Source organism: Cellulosilyticum sp. WCF-2, from assembly GCF_003990395.1.
Taxonomy (GTDB): Bacteria; Bacillota; Clostridia; order Lachnospirales; family Cellulosilyticaceae; genus Cellulosilyticum; species Cellulosilyticum lentocellum.
Genome location: NZ_CP034675.1, coordinates 748098 through 766098, shown reverse-complemented (window position 1 = coordinate 766098; position 18001 = coordinate 748098). Strand labels below are relative to the sequence as shown.

13 protein-coding genes, 4 tRNA genes and 1 rRNA gene are annotated in these 18001 nt (G+C 33.0%); 6 read left to right on the top strand and 12 right to left on the bottom strand.

Going from position 1 to position 18001, the window contains the following annotated elements:
• Positions 1–56 precede the first annotated feature (56 nt).
• From EKH84_RS03350 to EKH84_RS03340, 3 genes are all read right to left on the bottom strand, one after another.
• Entirely contained in the window at positions 57–1463 is a 1407-nt protein-coding gene (locus EKH84_RS03350; RefSeq protein WP_127065141.1) for a DUF6179 domain-containing protein, read from the bottom strand.
• Positions 1456–1941, bottom strand: a complete 486-nt coding sequence (locus EKH84_RS03345; RefSeq protein WP_127065140.1) for a DUF6323 family protein — start codon at positions 1939–1941, stop codon at positions 1456–1458. The genes EKH84_RS03350 and EKH84_RS03345 overlap by 8 nt, the downstream gene beginning before the upstream one ends.
• 386 nt (positions 1942–2327) lie before the next feature.
• Positions 2328–3428, bottom strand: coding sequence for a zinc ribbon domain-containing protein (locus tag EKH84_RS03340; protein WP_127065139.1), 1101 nt, complete (start codon positions 3426–3428; stop codon positions 2328–2330).
• Positions 3429–3599: 171 nt separating this feature from the next.
• On the opposite strand from EKH84_RS03340, the gene EKH84_RS03335 reads away from it, so the two are divergent.
• Positions 3600–3983 carry a hypothetical protein gene (locus EKH84_RS03335; RefSeq protein ID WP_127065138.1) on the top strand — a complete coding sequence of 128 codons (384 nt, stop codon included), beginning with the start codon at positions 3600–3602 and terminating at the stop codon, positions 3981–3983.
• On the opposite strand, the gene EKH84_RS03330 is transcribed toward EKH84_RS03335, so the two are convergent.
• From EKH84_RS03330 to EKH84_RS03310, 5 genes are all read right to left on the bottom strand, one after another.
• Complete coding sequence (locus EKH84_RS03330) at positions 3980–6025, bottom strand: ABC transporter permease subunit/CPBP intramembrane protease (RefSeq protein ID WP_127065137.1); 2046 nt, start codon at positions 6023–6025, stop codon at positions 3980–3982. The genes EKH84_RS03335 and EKH84_RS03330 overlap by 4 nt on opposite strands.
• Positions 6022–6840 (bottom strand): ABC transporter ATP-binding protein, encoded by an 819-nt coding sequence (locus EKH84_RS03325; protein WP_127065136.1) that lies wholly within the window; start codon positions 6838–6840, stop codon positions 6022–6024. The genes EKH84_RS03330 and EKH84_RS03325 overlap by 4 nt, the downstream gene beginning before the upstream one ends.
• Positions 6841–7156: 316 nt before the next feature.
• The gene (locus EKH84_RS03320) at positions 7157–8428 is read right to left on the bottom strand and encodes a serine hydrolase (RefSeq protein ID WP_127065135.1); all 1272 of its coding nucleotides are present in this window, start codon (positions 8426–8428) and stop codon (positions 7157–7159) included.
• Between the two features lie 238 nt (positions 8429–8666).
• Positions 8667–8752: transfer RNA gene (locus tag EKH84_RS03315), tRNA-Ser, on the bottom strand.
• Between the two features lie 13 nt (positions 8753–8765).
• Positions 8766–8849, bottom strand: a tRNA-Leu gene (locus EKH84_RS03310).
• Positions 8850–9063: 214 nt separating this feature from the next.
• Between EKH84_RS03310 and EKH84_RS03305 the strand changes: the two genes are divergently transcribed.
• Together EKH84_RS03305 and EKH84_RS03300 are read left to right on the top strand one after the other, a co-directional pair.
• Positions 9064–9894: an MBL fold metallo-hydrolase gene (locus EKH84_RS03305; protein WP_127065134.1), complete on the top strand. Its 831-nt coding sequence runs from the start codon at positions 9064–9066 to the stop codon at positions 9892–9894.
• A gap of 124 nt (positions 9895–10018) precedes the next feature.
• Positions 10019–10918 (top strand): helix-turn-helix transcriptional regulator, encoded by a 900-nt coding sequence (locus EKH84_RS03300; protein WP_013655127.1) that lies wholly within the window; start codon positions 10019–10021, stop codon positions 10916–10918.
• Between the two features lie 409 nt (positions 10919–11327).
• Here EKH84_RS03300 and EKH84_RS03295 read toward each other — a convergent pair.
• Positions 11328–11399: transfer RNA gene (locus EKH84_RS03295), tRNA-Gln, on the bottom strand.
• A gap of 212 nt (positions 11400–11611) precedes the next feature.
• Between EKH84_RS03295 and EKH84_RS03290 the strand changes: the two genes are divergently transcribed.
• Entirely contained in the window at positions 11612–12289 is a 678-nt protein-coding gene (locus EKH84_RS03290) for a hypothetical protein (protein WP_013655126.1), read from the top strand.
• A gap of 101 nt (positions 12290–12390) precedes the next feature.
• Positions 12391–13269, top strand: a complete 879-nt coding sequence (locus EKH84_RS03285; protein ID WP_127065133.1) for a hypothetical protein — start codon at positions 12391–12393, stop codon at positions 13267–13269.
• Between the two features lie 172 nt (positions 13270–13441).
• Here EKH84_RS03285 and EKH84_RS03280 read toward each other — a convergent pair.
• Both EKH84_RS03280 and rrf read right to left on the bottom strand, forming a co-directional pair.
• Positions 13442–13512 (bottom strand) — tRNA-Gly (locus EKH84_RS03280).
• Between the two features lie 89 nt (positions 13513–13601).
• Positions 13602–13719: ribosomal RNA gene (gene rrf / locus EKH84_RS03275) — 5S ribosomal RNA — on the bottom strand.
• Positions 13720–14061: 342 nt separating this feature from the next.
• On the opposite strand from rrf, the gene EKH84_RS03270 reads away from it, so the two are divergent.
• Positions 14062–16074 (top strand): vWA domain-containing protein, encoded by a 2013-nt coding sequence (locus tag EKH84_RS03270; protein ID WP_127065132.1) that lies wholly within the window; start codon positions 14062–14064, stop codon positions 16072–16074.
• A 212-nt stretch (positions 16075–16286) separates the two neighbouring features.
• Here the strand turns inward: EKH84_RS03270 and EKH84_RS03265 are convergent, their stop codons facing one another.
• The gene (locus EKH84_RS03265) at positions 16287–17975 is read right to left on the bottom strand and encodes a hypothetical protein (RefSeq protein WP_127065131.1); all 1689 of its coding nucleotides are present in this window, start codon (positions 17973–17975) and stop codon (positions 16287–16289) included.
• Positions 17976–18001: the final 26 nt, after the last annotated feature.

The following is an 18001-nucleotide window of genomic DNA, read 5'->3' as shown; positions in this document are numbered from 1 at the left end:
TCCTAAAATAAACATAAACTATGACGCCACGTTAAGGTCAATAAGTTTTTTTAAAATTATTTTTGTGAATGCTGCCTAAGATAAATTACTAGCCAATGTTGCCATTCCTTTTTATCCTCTGCTTGATCATCTTTTATTGTTTGATGTTCCATGAGCGTTTGAATCGTATCTTCCAAACTCCCTACTTGAACTTGACCTAACTCTTCCTCTTTATCCCATAGCTCTGATTTACTATTTACTAATAAATTAATCTCCATTATGGTTAATACTTCAAATACTTTAAGGTATTCCTCTTCAAATAAACACTCTGCTTCAAGTACATCAATCAAGTCATACATACTGTGTATGTGCTCTTTAATCAATTTTACTTTATCTTTCGCTTTACTACACTGACGAATTTCATCTGTTAGCTCCTTAAAGTTTTCATTTGCCATCTTCTCGCCATCTATATAGTAGGTTTGAGCTTGTTTCGGACAATGTGGTAAAAATATATGTTGTACTTGTTGAAGTTCAAGTTTTTGTTTAAGATCAATACTTGTTTTTGAAATCGCCCTATAAATATAACTTAGTAAAGGTGTTTCCTCTATATGAAACGCCTCACAAAGCTGTATTGCTGCCATTTTTAATGTCCGCTCTAACTCCTCTGAATTATAAGATTCAAGCTGATCTTGTAATAACTTTACTTCCTCCTTCTTTAAGAGAAGATTACCCACTTTATTATTTAATAAAATATTTCCCAGGGAATTCATAAGTACACAATCAAAAATATTGAATAGCAAATGTTCATAATCCTTATCATAGCTATATAAAATCGCTTCTATCTCTTCATTATCAAAGTACCTACAAAATACATTTTCTAAATAAAGATAGCTTAAATATTTTTCTAGATACTCAACCCCATCTGCTACAATTTCTTGCCTTTCAGTATAGCTTAGAAAATAATCAATAGAACCAGGTGAATCTTGAGCTGAAAAGTCTTGATCATAGGCTTTAAAGAACAAAGGTAAACCATAGTCAATCGTATCATTATAAGCATAGTTAACTGTTATAAGCTTGGTTTTTTGTACACCTTCCAATAACTTTTTCGCCGTCTCTACTTTTTCATTAATCAACATTTTGCCTTCATTAAATAATGCCTCTATTCCCTTGTCTTTTATTAAATCAGCACTACATCCTAAGTCTTCTAAACTTTTGAAATAGATACTTAAGGTATAATAAATAGAATCCATTAATGCTTCTGCTACTTCAACTTTAATTGAACTGCTACTGTCCTTATTAAAACGCTTTACTTGCTTAGCTAGAAGTTCCAATAACTGATGCTGAACCACTTCAAATTCCGAGTTGTTAAGCACCTCCCTTTTTAGTAAAGCTTCTAGTAATTCTTCAAAGAAATGCCTGGGACTAAATTGAGTTTTAAGCAAATTAAACGTTTTTTCTAATTCCATACTCTTAGCTTTACTCATAATCCTCTTCTTCCTCCCCTGGTTCTAAAGCTTCTACTTTATCAAAATCCCATATACCATACTTAACATTATGTGAAATACGTTCTAACTCCCTGTTTTGTAAAAGCTCAATGGAGCCATAACAACGTTTATCAAATAATTCTCTCATCAATTGAATTAAATCATCATCTGAAATCTCATCTAGTGTTTCATTTTTATAATAATAAAAGGTCTCAATTAAATCATCTATGGTCTCTACATAGTTATGTTGAGAAATATACGGTGAATCATAAAAACCTAAGATGAGCTTGCTAATTACACTACCGCCAAACTCTACACGACTGTTTTTACGCAGGACTTCATTTTTAGTAGCAATGAGCATTTCTGCATCTTTTTCACTTAAAGCAAGATGATACGCTTGTGTTTTATCATTGCAATCCACAATTTCTCCTTTTTGTTCTCCAGCAAGTGCAGGCAACCTAGATATGAATTTATCCATTATTTCCTCTCCTTTTTCAATTTAACTATTGACTTTTTAATAATTATATGTTATTATAAAATTTATGATATATTTATTATATGGCATATTATACTGCTAAGTTGCTATGTCGTCAATTAGTTTCACAAACCAAAAAAAAAAGGAACATTTCATATTCCTATTCGATAAAAATAAGGCCATTCAATACTCTATAAGGTATTGAGTGGCCTTTTCTCTATGTTTTTCTTGCATTAAGCATACTTCCTTCAACTTAAAACCATCCTTAACTATTGTAATGATTAATTATTACTAAAACTTGCAGTCTTTGCTTCATCATCCCAAGTTTTATCTATGTATTTCATTTCAAGCACACTTCCTATATTATTTACAGTCACTCTTTTATTCTGTTAGAAGTATAATGCATACCTGGCCATACTCATCTTTATAATCTGTAATATAATACCATTTCTAATTAATGCACTAATCAGGTAAATAAGCGGCATACTATAAATGATTAGAGCTGACTTACCAAAGAAGTTAATAAATTGAAGTATAGTAATGACTACTACTGTAAACATCATAAGTACATAAAAATAGGCAGCCAGCGTCCCACTTATAAAGCCTAATAAGAGCACTCCTATTTTACCTATTAGCAAAATAGCAAGTGGTGTTAGCATCAACCTCAGACAATCTATGAGTTCTATCCCCTTTTTTATAATGATTCTAAAAATGCCTACTACAAATATGCAAATTAAGCTAATTAAAATCAAATGCGACAATATAGGATATAAAATAATCTGCAATCCTGAATCCTGAACGAATGGCATTTCTATAATGTCCTCCACTAGTGCAGCAGAATCAGATGCACTAATGTAGGCACTTCCCAAAAGTAAAAGAAAATTACCAAATAACCCAATAAGCCCACTTACAATCTTAGCTATAATTGTATTAAAGCTAATGGCTGTTATCGCTGAACCTACTAAAACAAACACTATAACACCCTGTATCGTCCGCCTATTATCAGCGTATAACTCTAATTCATCTATTCCTAATAATGGATTTCTGACCAAAATCTTCACTAGTCCCAAAAGTGAATGAGGTACCTCCTCAATTTCTCTGCTCTTTCTTCTACTAACCGGTGTCCTTCTAGAGAGTGTCTCTTCTTGAACTCTTCTAGTATTATCTTTTTTTGCCTTAGTCACTTCTAATGCTTGCCTTTGCATATCCTCTGGGCGTTGTGCTTCCGCTTGCTTTTCTAGTCTAGCTGTCCTTTCAGCTGCTACTTGCTTTAAAAGTTGGTCCCTTTTCAGCTTTTCCTCAGCTTCTCTTATTAGTTCCTCGCTTATATTAATAACCGTAGTAGAATCTAGTCCTTGCTTAGATTCTATCTCCTGCTCGATTGGTTCTCTTTCTTCATCCTTCTCAATCATGCGTTCTACTCTTGCACCACATTGGTCACAAAAACCACTATCGTCTCTTATTGGTGCACCACACTGTGTACAATTCATCCCCACTCCTCCTCATATAAGGCCATTTCCCCTTAATTAAGCCTGTCTACACTAAGAATTATTGCACAATTCAGTATTTAATTCAATCTTTTAATGAGATTCCCATAATCTTTTTACAATTTATGGAATATACTCTTATAAAACATAACCCTATAGAGGAGGTTTATCTCTATGCAGATACATCATAATCTCACTCACTTAAAGGAAGGAATTTCTCAAACAGAGGAATTATTGACCGAATTACAAGACTATAGCTTACTAACTCTTTTCTTAGATGAGCTTAATTACCTAAAAACTAAGCTTCCCACTTCTTACCGTATTTTTACCAAGGAAGAACTCCTATATGATTATAACGGCCAAAATGGGAAGCCTCTTTATTTAGCTACTTGTAACTATGTTTTTGATGTCACCCATCATCCTTTATGGCATTTAGGAACTTATCCTACCCTCCAGCTAGGACTCTCTCCTTTAGACTATTTTCAGCTTTATTATCAAAATGACCTAAAAGCTGCTGCTGAAGCCGGACCTATCATAGGTAAATTCTTAACCTACTAAGCTACTGGTGATTCTTTATGTGATAATTCTTGTTTTCTCCATTTAAGCAGTGCTACACCTATAACGATTAGCGCTAAGCTCGTTCCTATTAAGATTAGCAAATTACTTACTTGTAATGCACCAAAATCTATCTCTAAATACTTGAAAACCTCTGCTACCATGCCATTTTCAAAATGTTGGCTCGCTATTGCTAACCCATTGTTCAAGAAATGCATTAACATCCCCACAAAAATAGATCCAGATTTATAAACTGCATAGGCGCAGGCAATTCCAAGACAGGTGGTAGGAATAATTCTAATAAAGTCTATATGCATCAAGCCAAATAATACACCACTTATGATAATGGCTCTCTTATAAGACTTTTCTCCTTTAAATGAACTAAAGATAAAACCTCTATATAAAATCTCTTCACCTATAGCAGGCGCTACTGCTACAATAAGTAAATTAAGAATAAAATGCTCCTTCATTACTATTATTTCACTTAACCCTTCTGCCACCTCTTGATTTTGAGGAAATAAAAAAATTAGTAATGCACTTATTAAATTCATTATAATAAAAATACCTGCCCAAAGGCTTATAGCTCCTAATACACTTTTTATACTAGGCATATTTAATGAATAGACCTTTTTAAAATCTGTCTTAATATAAATAGACAAAAGAATGGGTACTATAATAAAAATAATTTGATTCCCTAATAATCCTGGAAGTCCAAACTTTAATTGTATATATGATCCTATATATATGTATAACAATAAGGCTACTGCATAAACCATAATGCCATCACTTACTGTAGGCATTGTTCCTTGCTTAATGTTTGACCTTTTCTCTAAGAAAGAAAAACCTTTACCATTGCCAAACAACACTTCTTCAGAATTAAAAAGCTTAGAAAGTAGCCATACTGATAATATCACAAAGACAATATTCGAAATCATTACCATTGCCATTAAAGAGATATTATATCTAAAGGTCAATACACTTTTAATCAGAAGCACCACATTAACTACCGGAATGTTAGCTGTTACACTATTTAGCTCTAGATTAGGTATCATTGAGCTATAAGATAGAATTGTTCCAGCAAGCATAATAGGTGTCACAGCATTTTGAGCTTCTTTAAAGCTTTTTGCAAGAGAACAGACGCACATACTAACAGCAGCAATAATCATAGAAAAAATAATAAGACAAATTAAAGTGATGATAAACGGTATAATTAATGAATTGAAATTAAAATTAAAATCATTAGCTACTAGCGCCTCTTTATTGCTTAAAAACATAAATACTACACTAAATAAAATAGATAAGATACTTAGTAAAGCTGTGACAATCGTACTTAAAGCCACTGCTAAATATTTACCCATAACAAGCTCTAAATTCGTAATAGGCAAGGTTAATAAAGTCTCTAAAGTCCCTCTTTCTTTTTCTCCCGCCATTATGTCAATAGCTGGATATACAGCCCCAGTAAGAATTCCCAAAATCAGCATGAAGGGCAAGAACATTCCTATAAAATACCCTACAACCTGTTCTTTTTCTGCCACATCCACAACTTCATAGCTTATAGGCTCTAAAATCTCTTTTACATCTAGCCCTGCTGCCACAATACCTTCTTTGACTAATTCTTCTCTATGTTCATTTAAAATTGTTTCTATCCTATCAGCTGCCTCATTATCATCTTCAATCGAAGAATTCACATAAATCTTATAATCTACATCTTTCTCAGACTGTATCACTTCTACATAAGCTGATATCTTCTTATCTTCTATTGCTTTTTTGTAATCCGTCACCTCTACTATTTTAAGCTTACCATCTTCTTTGGTCAGAGCCTCTATTTTCTCCATAACCCTACTATTAGGAACTTCGCTAAAAGCTATAGCTAATTCCTTTTGTGCCATGCTTGTGCTAGAAGCATTCATGATATACATCATTAAGAAAATTAAAACAGGATAAAGAAGGATAGGTAAAATCACCGTCATAAACAGCGTTTTCTTATCTCTTAGTATATCTATCATTTCCTTCTTAAAGATACTTTTGACAATGTGCGCTCTCATGCTAATACCCCTCTTTCCTTAGCAAAGTGAATAAATACGTCTCTTAAATTGCTTGCATCTGTTTGCTGTTTTAGAGTGTCTGGTGTACCTTCTGCTATAATTTTACCCTCATGAAGCATTAAAATACGATCACACAGCGTTTCTGCTTCTTCCATATAATGAGTAGAATATAAGACTGTTTTCCCCTTTGCTCTTTCCCCTTTCATAAACTCAATGATATCCTTGCTACTTAAGACATCTAATCCCAAAGTAGGCTCATCAAAAATATAAACTTCCGGAGAATGTAATAAGCATCTTGCTATAGAAACCCTCTGTGTTTGACCCGTTGATAAGTTCTCTATACGATTATCTAGGAAACTATGTAAGTTCATAATATTTGTCACTTCATTAATAGCATTTTCTATTTCTTCTTTGCTCATTTCATAGAGTTCCCCAAAGGTTCTAAACAACTCTCTTGGCGATAAGCGCCCATAAAGCTTTGTATTACCTGATAAATAGCCTATCTTCTTTTTTGCTAATTCTCTCTGAGTCTCATAATCATATTCCATAACCTTAATGGCTCCTGAAGTAGGTGTTAAAATTCCTCCTAACATCCTAAGCAAAGTGGTTTTCCCGGCACCATTAGGTCCTAATATGCCGTAAACCTCCCCTTGATAAGCAGAAAAATTAATGTCATTTACAGCTAAGAAGTCTTCTGTTTTAGTTTTAAGCTTTCCTAAACTTTTAATACTCTTTTTTCCTTCTTCCCCCGCTTTTACTGTTCTTGTAAAAACTTTAGATAAATGAGTAACTTGAACTACCGGAACTTGTCCCACTTACATAACCTCCTTTTTAGCTTTGCTTAAATAACTTATTAATATTATCTTAATCTATATATGTTTTTTATCTCATCCTATTATACTTACAAATCCTTTTACCTAAGTAATATTTACATATAATTAATATTTACGAATGTCACTTGTTAACCCATAGTTTCCATAAAACGAAAAGGCCTTCTCTTTGCCGTGGGGTGACGCCGAGAAGACCTTTTCTTTATATTATTGAGGGTTAAATAAGAAGTTTTACACTTTGTATACTACGCCCCCATTGTGTTGTTTATGTGTTGAAAATATAATTTTTCTGTGAAGATTATTAACCTATTATACTAATACAATTCTCTTGTTTTATCCAATTAATTTGAATACGGAGTAAGTCTCCTAAGTCTCTTAATTTAAAATAAGTAATTCCATTAATCTTATAAGTTGGTAACATAATCTCCTCGCCATTAATATATACTTTAGATTGAGTTGCAATAGCTTGTTGAGAAGTTTTATGATGCATTATTTCTTCTGATGATTTATATGTTTCTCCTAAATTCATTACAATTGCTTGTTTACTTTCATCCCAAATGACAGAAAAACGAGATGCTGTATCATTTATAGCCCTAGCCACTTCTCTTATACTTAAATAAGTACTCCCTTCAATGTCATAGCCTACTATATCTTTCTTCTCTTTATTAACATTTATTTCATAGGGTGATGGTGTAGCCTCCAGGTTATTATTAAGTACTTGTTTTTCTATAACTTGACTAATCTTTTTAAAACTTGCAAAGTCACCATCATGATTCGTTAAAATACAAAGTAAATATGGTCTAGGTGCCTCAACAATAGCCATATCATGAAAAGATTGATCCGCCCAACCATATTTTCTTACTACTGGATACTTAGATACAATCATGGGATTAGTAGTTGATAACATAAGCTTCCTTAGCTCAGCCCCATACGAATTTGTCTCTATGAAATTATAAATAGCTTCTATATAAACACCTGCTTCAGAAACAAGTAGATCTCCATTGGTTGCATATTTAATATCTTCCGGATGCTTTAATCCTAGTTTTTTAGCATATTCCTTATAACCATGTACCGGAAAGTTTTCTCTAATAATACTCATGGCTACATTATCACTATACTTAATAGCATATTCTAGAAGTTGTCTTAAAGTAAATGTCGTTCCTATTTTCATTTCTTGTATTTTTCCTGTACCATCAGTTTTATGTCTAGCCGCATAAGTATAAACCTTATTTAAATCACACTTTCCTTGAGATGCTAAATCATAAACATACATGCAGTAAGGCGCTTTAATAATACTTGCTATAAAGTATTTTTGATTTTCATTATATGTATATGTATATCCAGATTGTATATCTTTATAAAATACCGATACGCCACTACCACAACTCTTAATAATCTCTTCGACTTCTTTAAGACCTTCCTCACTCCATGAAAAATCATCTATCGGGCTATCTGTTTTCATCGTAATCAACAGATTTTCTTCTGTATCATCTATATTGGCATAAGCTATACCTTGCATGATTATAGTCAAAACCAATAACCACTTCATTACTTTGTTAAAAAAAGATTGCATGGTCTTTTCCTACCTTTATCTTCTTATCCATTTACTCTGTAGATTAGCCTACTACAGTTATCTCCCTAATACTATAACATTTAAACAGATTTATTAGAATGTTCATTCTTGTACATCCATTTTCTATCTAGCTTATTAGTATGACTTTTAACTTATACTCTATAAATGTGTGGTTTATATTTGGACAAAAAAGAAGCATCTATAAACCCATTCGGCTATAAATGCTTCTTTCATCAAACGGAGAGACTGGGATTCGAACCCAGGGAGGTGTTACCCTCGCCGGTTTTCAAGACCGGTGCCTTAAACCAACTCGACCATCTCTCCATATTAAATTGTATGCCCGAGACCGGAATCGAACCGGTACGAGGGTTAGCTCGCAGGATTTTAAGTCCTGTGCGTCTGCCAGTTCCGCCACTCGGGCATATAAGCCATAATGACTTATTGCTTAATCATTATAATACACCTTTTGACTTAGGTCAACACCTTTTTTTACTTTTTTATATTTATTTTTAAACATTTCCCAACTATTTATTTATGATTTTACAAATATCATTGAGTATTTTTCATACAATAAATCTCCTTTTAAGTTTAAAGTAAAACTATCAAAAAATTATTTCTTTTAAGGAGACTTTACAATGAAAAAAAAATTAAGTTTTATCTTACTCTCTCTAACACTTTGTTTAGCAGGATGTTCTAATACCGGTTCAGCTTCAACTCCTGCATCTACTCCTGCTAACTCTGAAGAACCGATTGAGTCAGAACCTGCCCTTGTTCTTCCATTAGTTGAAAATACCTCTGGTAAAGTACAAATCCAAACGGTGTCTGGTAGTTCTACTTATCCTTATAACTCTTATATTATTACTTCAACTAATGGTGAGTCTATTGTCTTAGACCCTACTTCTATGCCACCTAAAGATGTAGTTGACATCAAACCTGCAGCTATTATTAGCACACACAGCCATCCAGATCATACAGATTCTTATTTTACTAAGAGTAATGATTGCCCTCATTTCACAAGTGAAGTAACTAGCTTAGATACTACATCTTTTAAGATTTTTACCATTGCTTCTTCTCACTCCGGAGATACTATTGACGATTTCCCATCAAATGTTCTTACAGTAGCTGATGTAGATGGTCTTCGTATTGTTCACATGGGTGATATTGGTCAAACAACTCTTACTGATGAACAACTGAAAGCTTTAGGGCATGTAGACATCGCTTTCATGCAGTTTGATAACAGTTATTCTGATATGAGTTTAGAAAATGAAAAGGGCTTTAAGCTTATGGAGCAACTTCAACCGACTATTATTATCCCTACTCACTACACTGATGATGCGTTACCTATTTTCGAGCAAAATTATGGTAAAATCCAGGAATTTGATAATGTACTTACTATTTCTAAAGATGATTTGCCAACCAACTCGCTTAATATATACCGTATTTTAAATAATCATATTTATCAATAATTAATACTTTATTTTCATAAATAATTATTTTAAAAAGCCTAATTGACCCAATTTTATTTACATTGCTTAAAGAATTATATAAAATATAGTATACCTAAATAATAAAAGTGGAGAGTGAAACATTATGAACTTATCTACTATTGGCTTTAACTATTACTTAGATTATACTATGCCCATAAGTGTATCTTACGACTTAGCAGATCTCAAATTAGACCTAGCTAATGACTATTATAAACTTATATTCTTAGATGCAGGTATGAATCATATTGTGCTTAATGGCCGTGAATTCATTCTAGTAGGTCCTTACATGCTTTGTCTTAATGAGAAAGATTCTATTAATATTTCTAAAACTGCTCTGGAAACGTTTACTGTAGTATTTTTTAAACCCAGCGTTATTAATGAACGTTTTACCTTAAACAGTTGTAATGAGCCTGAATGCTTATCTATTACAGAAATACAGGATCTATTTTACTTAGATAACTTTAAAACGGCTACCCCTATTACCTCTAAAATTCTCTCTTTAAGTACTGTTGACAAACTAACCTTGCAAGAGAAATTATCAGGGATTAATGAGCAACTCACTATTCAACCTTCTTCATTTTGGCCTTGTAAGACTAGAGCCTATCTTATAGAGACTCTATTCTTTTTGATCAAACCAGAAGAAAATACTGCTTATACAGAAGCTAGTTGTATTAGTACTCACTGTTCTCAGTTAGTCCTAGATACTATTTATTATTTGCAAACTCATTATGACCAAAAGATTACTATTTCTATGCTCACTCAAACACTAAACACCAATCGTACAACTTTATTATCAGAGTTTAAGAAGTACACAAACATATCTCTCAATCGCTACCTTATGCAACTTCGTATGAGAATTGCTACTACCTTACTTCGTGATACGGAACTCCCTATTTTAGAAATCTGCGAACGTACAGGTTTTAGTGATATTAGCTATTTTAGTAAAGCTTTTAAGAAAGAAGTTAATTATACCCCTTCTGAATATAGAAAACTAAATGCCTAAAATACGCAAAAATGCCCTAGAAGTTCTATTAGACTTCTAGGGCATTTCTATTTCTCCAGCTCTTGGTTTATATCCTTTCCATTTGTATCTAACTTATAAAAGGGCATAATATAGTTCCTCAGTATATTACAACCTCTTATACTGCTTTAGCTAGCAACTGTAAAAGCTTAAACCAATGAGTGAGGAGCTCTTAAAGTCTTGGCCGGTGCACCCTACTAGGAGCTAAGCCTTCAAGACTCTGGCTTGAAACTTTATTTTTACATTACTTTATATGTAACTAGAAAGTGGACTCCCTAAACTTTTTTAAAATTTATTTGTTTTATCTTATAATCAATTCTTATCCATTCAACATGGCCTTTCCGGCATAAAAAATAGCCTATCAATTTTATCATTAATAGACCATCTTTAGCTGAGCTGGAAGGATTCGAACCTTCGAATGCCGGAATCAGAATCCGGTGCCTTACCACTTGGCGACAACTCATTAATATATATGTTATTTTACTATTAACTCCCTAATATTTCAACTCTAATATATTTTCTTTTTTAAATTTGTATAATAACTAAATAATAATTTGATTATTTCATTTAATTAAACTTTTTTATTATTATGACTCATATTTATGCTACATACCTATTTACTTCCTATAATATTGTACGATATATATATTATTATAACTAAGGAGGTTCTGTATCATGTCCCATTTTGAATATAAATTACAACAGCTTACAAACTTCCTAGGGGAAAAAAAGCTAAAGCAATTAGGTCTATTAACTTGCGAAACCTGTAATCATATTATGGCTCATGCTGAGGGACTTGTTCCTCCTACAGATTTTTCTAGCCGTACTTATTTAACCCCTAATGAATTAGCTGATATCAATAAGCAGCTTTATGATTCGGCTCTTCCTACTTCAACTACTTCCTATTTAAGCTTTCCTGAAGAAGTAATTGAAAACCCTGAAGCAGATTCAATAAATGAAATAGACAAAGTTGAAATAATAAATAAGACAACTGAAATGGTTAACTCTACCGAAGATACTGGTCCTATAATATCTTCATCCAAAGAATCCTCTCCTTCTAAACCAATAAAAACAAGATCTCCTTATCCAGATCCTCCGAAGACTGCTGAGCAACTTTTAGCTGAAATCCTTTTAGATATTACCACTGCTCATCCTCCTAAAGATATAGATTTAGGTATGGGATATATTTATAACATCTATCCACCTTCTCCACCTCATGCCTTAGCTTGTACAGAATGTAACCGTCTTTATGCTATTGCACATCCTGTGCTGCAACTTATGCCCCTTCCTGTACGACTTACTAGTACAGAATACGAGCTACTTAAAGGTGTTTATGTAGATATTCTACTTTAATCTCTATATTCCCCTAAAAATCAAAATATTTTTAAATATTTTGATTTTTTTGCATCCTCATGATACTATTAAATAGATAAAATATTATTGGGGGGCTTTAAATGGAAACAAAATATTATAAAGTTAAAAACACCTTTTCACCACTGGCTTTTATAGCCGTCTTATTAGTCACCTTAATTATAGGTTCTGCTTTAAGTTGGCCTTATTTATGGCTAGAGGATAAAATACCTTTGATTTATTTGAATCTCTTAATACCTGTAGGGGCAGGTATGATTCTAGGTGGTATTGTAGGTCAGGTTGCCAAAGTCTTAAAAATGCATTCACCCATCTTCGGGACTATTTCTATCTTAATTGGTTTTATCGGTGTTACTATCATCAAATGGGCTATGTATATCTACAACCTATTTGCTTCTAGTGAATCCCTGCCTTTCTTTTCTACTATGAAAAATATTCTTTTAAATCCCTCTGAGTTCTGGTCAACAATATGCTATGTTAACAGCGTGGGAACGTGGGGTCTTTCCAAAGGAAGTAATATAACAGGCATTTTTCTCTGGATTATATGGATCGGTGAAATTATCCTCTTCTATTTTTGCTTTTCTGTTATTTTTCACTCTGAAATTGATATTCCCTTTGTTGAAAAAGATAACACATGGGCAACTAAATATGATACTACTTTTAAATTTGCTTATTTTAATTTAGCTGATGTGTCTAGAAGCATCGAAGAAGACCCTAATGCTCTATTCCTTTACTCTCGTTTAAATTCTACTAATGCAAAAGTGAACTATGTATCCGCTGAACTTTACCGTTCCAAAGATGGAGGGCTAAATTATCTGACTCTTAGTACTCATGTATTAAATGATAAAAATAATTACTCTACTACCAAAGTTATTAAGCATCTTATAGTAGATTGGGATTTTGTTAATAATCTTGTTTCCAATACATATACCACTAATGAAGCTAATATAGCCGAATCTTTTTAATCCCTGTTCATCAACTTTTATTCATAAATATCCTTTTAATACCTCTGGCCAAATAATTACTAATCTTCATAAACCTTATTTAATGTAGAATCTAGCTAGATATTTTCCCAGTACATAAATAAGAGCAAAACAAAAAAGCCATGAGATATCCTCATGGCTTTTTGCTTGTTAGAGCGGGTGATGGGAATCGAACCCACGTAGTCAGCTTGGAAGGCTGAAGTTCTACCATTGAACTACACCCGCATTCATTTATAATTAACTCTGCTTTTGAGAGATTACTTTTACTTAGTTCCGACTAAGTAAATCTATCATCACCATTTTTTTAATTAAAAATTTGGCAGCCACCTACTCTCCCAGTCAGTCTCCCGACAAGTACCATCGGCCGTTTAGAGCTTAACCATCGTGTTCGGAATGGGAACGGGTGTTTCCTCTAATCGCATCGCCGCCAAAAATTGTTGTCGCCTTTTCCCAGCGACAAGTAATATAATAACTCAAACCGCTCCTCCTGTCAACAACTTTATTTATTTTTTTTAATATCGCTTTTATTTTTCATGCAGTATATAGCTACAAAAAAAGCATTGCTATTCATATTACACTAAATACCCTAATTAAACCTATCCTATTTAACAACCAATTCTAAGGCTTCTCTCTAAAAGAGTGTATCTTTACCACTATTTAAAAAACAGCACTTCCTTAAATTTTATTTATATATTTTCAGAATAATTGGAACATGCTCAGTCTACTTACGTCTAATATATCATAAGTTAATTAATAAAAGAGGTGATTATTTCTATGAAACTAAATAATATTCAAAGATCCCCCTATTTACCACTTACTCTACTTCTAGGTCTTTCTCTGACAGGCTGCTCCTCTCATTCAGCTACTAGCCAGCCTCCTAATGCTTCTATATCTTATCTTGCACCTGCTGAGTCTGCAACTGCTGATATCGAAGAAACAGCTCCTATAGTTTTTAACTCTGAAAGCTATAACAGCTTTACAGAAAATCCTTTTATTAAAACAATAGATGAAACATTCTCCACCTTTTCTATCGATGTAGATACAGCTTCCTACAGTAACGTTAGGCGGTTTATTACCAATCAAGAGTTACCTCCTGTAGATGCTATTCGTACAGAGGAACTTATAAATTACTTTAACTATATCTATCCTGAACCTACAGACAATATTCCATTTTCACTTTCCCAAGAAATGATGCCTTGTCCTTGGAATGAATCTAGCCAACTTCTTCTTATTGGACTACAAGGGAAACATCTACAGCCTGATGAAGTTCCACCTAGTAACTTAGTCTTCTTACTAGATGTATCCGGTTCTATGTCTGATACCAATAAACTACCCTTATTAAAGAAATCCTTTAATATCCTAACCTCTAATCTTAAGGAAAGTGATTGCATTTCTATTGTTGTATATGCCGGAGCCTCTGGAGTTGTCCTAGATGGTGTAGCTGGTAATGATGAGTCTCTTATTAATGAAGCTTTAGAGTCCCTTGAAGCCGGTGGTTCTACTGCTGGTGCTGAAGGAATTGCCATGGCCTATGAATTAGCTGAAAAACACTTTATTAAAGATGGTAATAACAGAGTTATTTTAGCAACTGATGGTGATTTTAATGTCGGTCCTAATAGTGAATCTGATCTCATTAGAATTATTGAGAAAAAACGTGAAAAAGGGATTTTTTTATCTGTTTTAGGATTAGGTATGGGGAATTATAAAGATGATAAAATGGAAAGTTTAGCTGATCATGGTAATGGCAATTATGCTTATATTGACTCTTTGCAAGAAGCAAAAAAGGTATTAGGTGAACAACTAACAGGTACATTATTTACTATCGCTAAAGATGTTAAAATTCAAGTTGATTTCAATCCAGATAAAGTTGAATCTTATCGATTAATCGGCTATGAAAATAGGCTTCTTAATAAAGAGGATTTTGATAATGATTCTGTAGATGCTGGTGAAATTGGAGCCGGTCATAATGTCACTGCATTATATGAAATTATGCCTAATGCTAGCACTACCAACAAGTCTAAAGTAGTTGACTATTATGATGATACTACCATTCCCATAGCAGATGAATATGGTCTTATCAAACTTCGTTATAAGGCTCCTGATTCTAATGAAAGTCGTTTACTTTCTGCTAAGTTTTCGCCTTCACTAACACAATCTAACACCAATATTACTTTTGCTGCTGCCGTAGCTGAATATAGCATGCTTCTAAGAAACTCTTCTTATAAAGGTAATTCGTCTCTTGACCAGGTTTTATCTCTTATTAAGCCTTATGCTAACGAAGATGTTCATAAATCAGGATTTTACGATTTAGTTGAAGCAACCAAACCTTTACTTCCTTCTACTTCAAGTAGTACTTCAATTACATCTATAAATCAAGACAGTATCGTGAATGCCTATATGTCCATCATCAATAAACTCTATGAAGAAGATCCTGGACTTAACGACGAAATTTCTATCTTAGCAATAGATACTACTAAAATGTGTAATATTACCTCTTATGAAAAAACTCTTTTGTTGGAAAAGCTTAAAAATGTATATGAATTAGAAATTATAGACTCTACTTTTGAAGACTTAAAAAAAGATGGCTACATCTTAGAAGACCAACTCTACTTTCCTAATGGCATCCTCATTAATATAGAAGATACGCCTATTGAAAATGATTCCACCTTCACATTTAATGCCTCTAAATGGCGTAGTGGGCTAGGCTCTATTGGTTACAATAATTCAACTATTACCTATATGAATTCCACTTGGGAAATTACTGTTCAAAGCTCATGGATTTCATGATTTAGTCTACTATAAAAAGAATCTATTATATACATATCTCACTTAGTAGATTCTACCCTTTCTATGGCATTGTCTATCATGAAAAAGCTGTCTATAGGTTATATCTTATCATACATCATTGACTCCTTCACTCTACCTTGTTACACAAACTAAACTAAAAAAAGATAGGATTACTTGTTGATTCCAACAGTCTAATCCTATCTTTCCTTATTCTATGCTAAGCTTTCTTTAACCCATTCTTTAATACTCTCTAAGAACCCTTTCTTTTCTACAGAAACCTTAGTTTCATTTGCAGCTATATTCGTAGTTTTATCCTCTACTACCATTCTATCCACTCCTTCAATTTTAACAACAAATTCTACCTTACTATCATTGGCTTCATTATTTCCAGTAAAGGTTGTATAGTCTTTAGCTATTTCTACTAAGGCATCTTTAATCTCTAGAAATTCACTTAAACTATTAAGCTTATCTGATACTCCCTCCTTTAATTTTAATATTCCTTCCTTATTGAATTCATTCATGCCAGTAGCTAATGTTTTTGCTCCCTCTTCTAACTGACCAGTTGCATCTACTAAGGAATTCATTCCACTTGTTAGCTTTCCACTTCCTTGTTCAAGTGTTTTAGTTCCTTCCACTGCTGAATTAAGTCCTTCTACCAAACTTTTACTACCATCTTCTAAAGCTTTTGCACCTACTGCTAAATCGTTAGCTTTATTGATATACGAACTAAGACCTGTACCAAGGGTCATTGAACTTTCTTTTAATTGACTCATTCCACCACTAATTTGTGTTAAAGCCGCCTTTTGAGGTAAATCATCTGACAAAGTGGATAAAACTTGAGCTAATGCATCATTTAAACTATTGATAGCGGCTGTCTGTTTATCAACGCCTGCTACTAACTCTTTTCCTTTATTCGCATAAGCTACACTATTTTCATATAAACTATTAGCCCCTGTGTTTAACTTTATGGCTCCTCCCTGCAAACTACTAATACCAGAAGTAAGTTGTCCTGCTCCATTAATAAAATTATTCATACCACTTTGGAATTCTTTTATCTTGGTATTAAATAAACTCATCGAACTAAAAAGTGTAGTTGAGCCCTTTACTAATTGGTTACCTGAGCTGACTAATTTATTAAGGTTTTCGGTCATATTATCAAATTCTTCTAACCCTTTAATATCACTAAGTTCTGGTAAATTAGCTGATGTAGAAATGTAAATAGGTGCTAAATAAAACTCTTCTACATCTCCTTCTATTTCTATAGTATCTGATACTAGGTCTATTCCTTTATTCCCTAAATTCTCTGACATTCCAGGAAGTATAACCCCTACTACAGCTTTTCTAGAGCCATCACTTAATAATTTACCATTTGTAATCTCTATATTCTGCATTACATCTGCATCTAGCATAATCATACCAAGTGAATAAAATGGTGCATACAGTTCACGCTCTTTACCTTCTATTATTTTTTTTGCTTTAACTGTATTAGTTTGTTTAACTGTTATTTTTAAATGTCCACTTTTACCGCTTAATTCTTCAGGTGCCATCTCTTTCCCATCTAATACATAAGTCACCTCGGTCTCTACTGGTAATGCTTTTGTTGTTTCTCCTTGATAGTAAATATCCTTACCATTTGTCCGCCATGTCAGATTGTTACCATCTTTAGTAGGTACTTCATCCCCTTTTAAATTTATAATATTTTCAAGTTCAGAAATATCCTTGACTTCTGTTTCATTATTAACTTCAAGATGGTTGCTTACAATAATTTTTTGTGTTTCTCCTTGGCTGTTTGCCGTTACAAATACCATTTCATTTTTAGTTGCTGCAAAGGTAGATGGTGCAATCATTGCAGCTACCATACTCATTATTAAAACCTTTTCACATCTTTTCGCTAATTTCATAACTTACACCCCTCTTATATTTATTA

Coding starts and splice junctions, on each gene's coding strand:
- EKH84_RS03285 (WP_127065133.1), top strand. CDS start 12,391: ATGGAAACAAAATATTATAAAGTTAAAAACACCTTTTCACCACTGGCT.
- EKH84_RS03305 (WP_127065134.1), top strand. CDS start 9,064: ATGAAAAAAAAATTAAGTTTTATCTTACTCTCTCTAACACTTTGTTTA.
- EKH84_RS03335 (WP_127065138.1), top strand. CDS start 3,600: ATGCAGATACATCATAATCTCACTCACTTAAAGGAAGGAATTTCTCAA.
- EKH84_RS03320 (WP_127065135.1), bottom strand. CDS start 8,428: ATGCAATCTTTTTTTAACAAAGTAATGAAGTGGTTATTGGTTTTGACT.
- EKH84_RS03265 (WP_127065131.1), bottom strand. CDS start 17,975: ATGAAATTAGCGAAAAGATGTGAAAAGGTTTTAATAATGAGTATGGTA.
- EKH84_RS03345 (WP_127065140.1), bottom strand. CDS start 1,941: ATGGATAAATTCATATCTAGGTTGCCTGCACTTGCTGGAGAACAAAAA.
- EKH84_RS03300 (WP_013655127.1), top strand. CDS start 10,019: ATGAACTTATCTACTATTGGCTTTAACTATTACTTAGATTATACTATG.
- EKH84_RS03330 (WP_127065137.1), bottom strand. CDS start 6,025: ATGAGAGCGCACATTGTCAAAAGTATCTTTAAGAAGGAAATGATAGAT.
- EKH84_RS03270 (WP_127065132.1), top strand. CDS start 14,062: ATGAAACTAAATAATATTCAAAGATCCCCCTATTTACCACTTACTCTA.
- EKH84_RS03290 (WP_013655126.1), top strand. CDS start 11,612: ATGTCCCATTTTGAATATAAATTACAACAGCTTACAAACTTCCTAGGG.
- EKH84_RS03350 (WP_127065141.1), bottom strand. CDS start 1,463: ATGAGTAAAGCTAAGAGTATGGAATTAGAAAAAACGTTTAATTTGCTT.
- EKH84_RS03340 (WP_127065139.1), bottom strand. CDS start 3,428: ATGAATTGTACACAGTGTGGTGCACCAATAAGAGACGATAGTGGTTTT.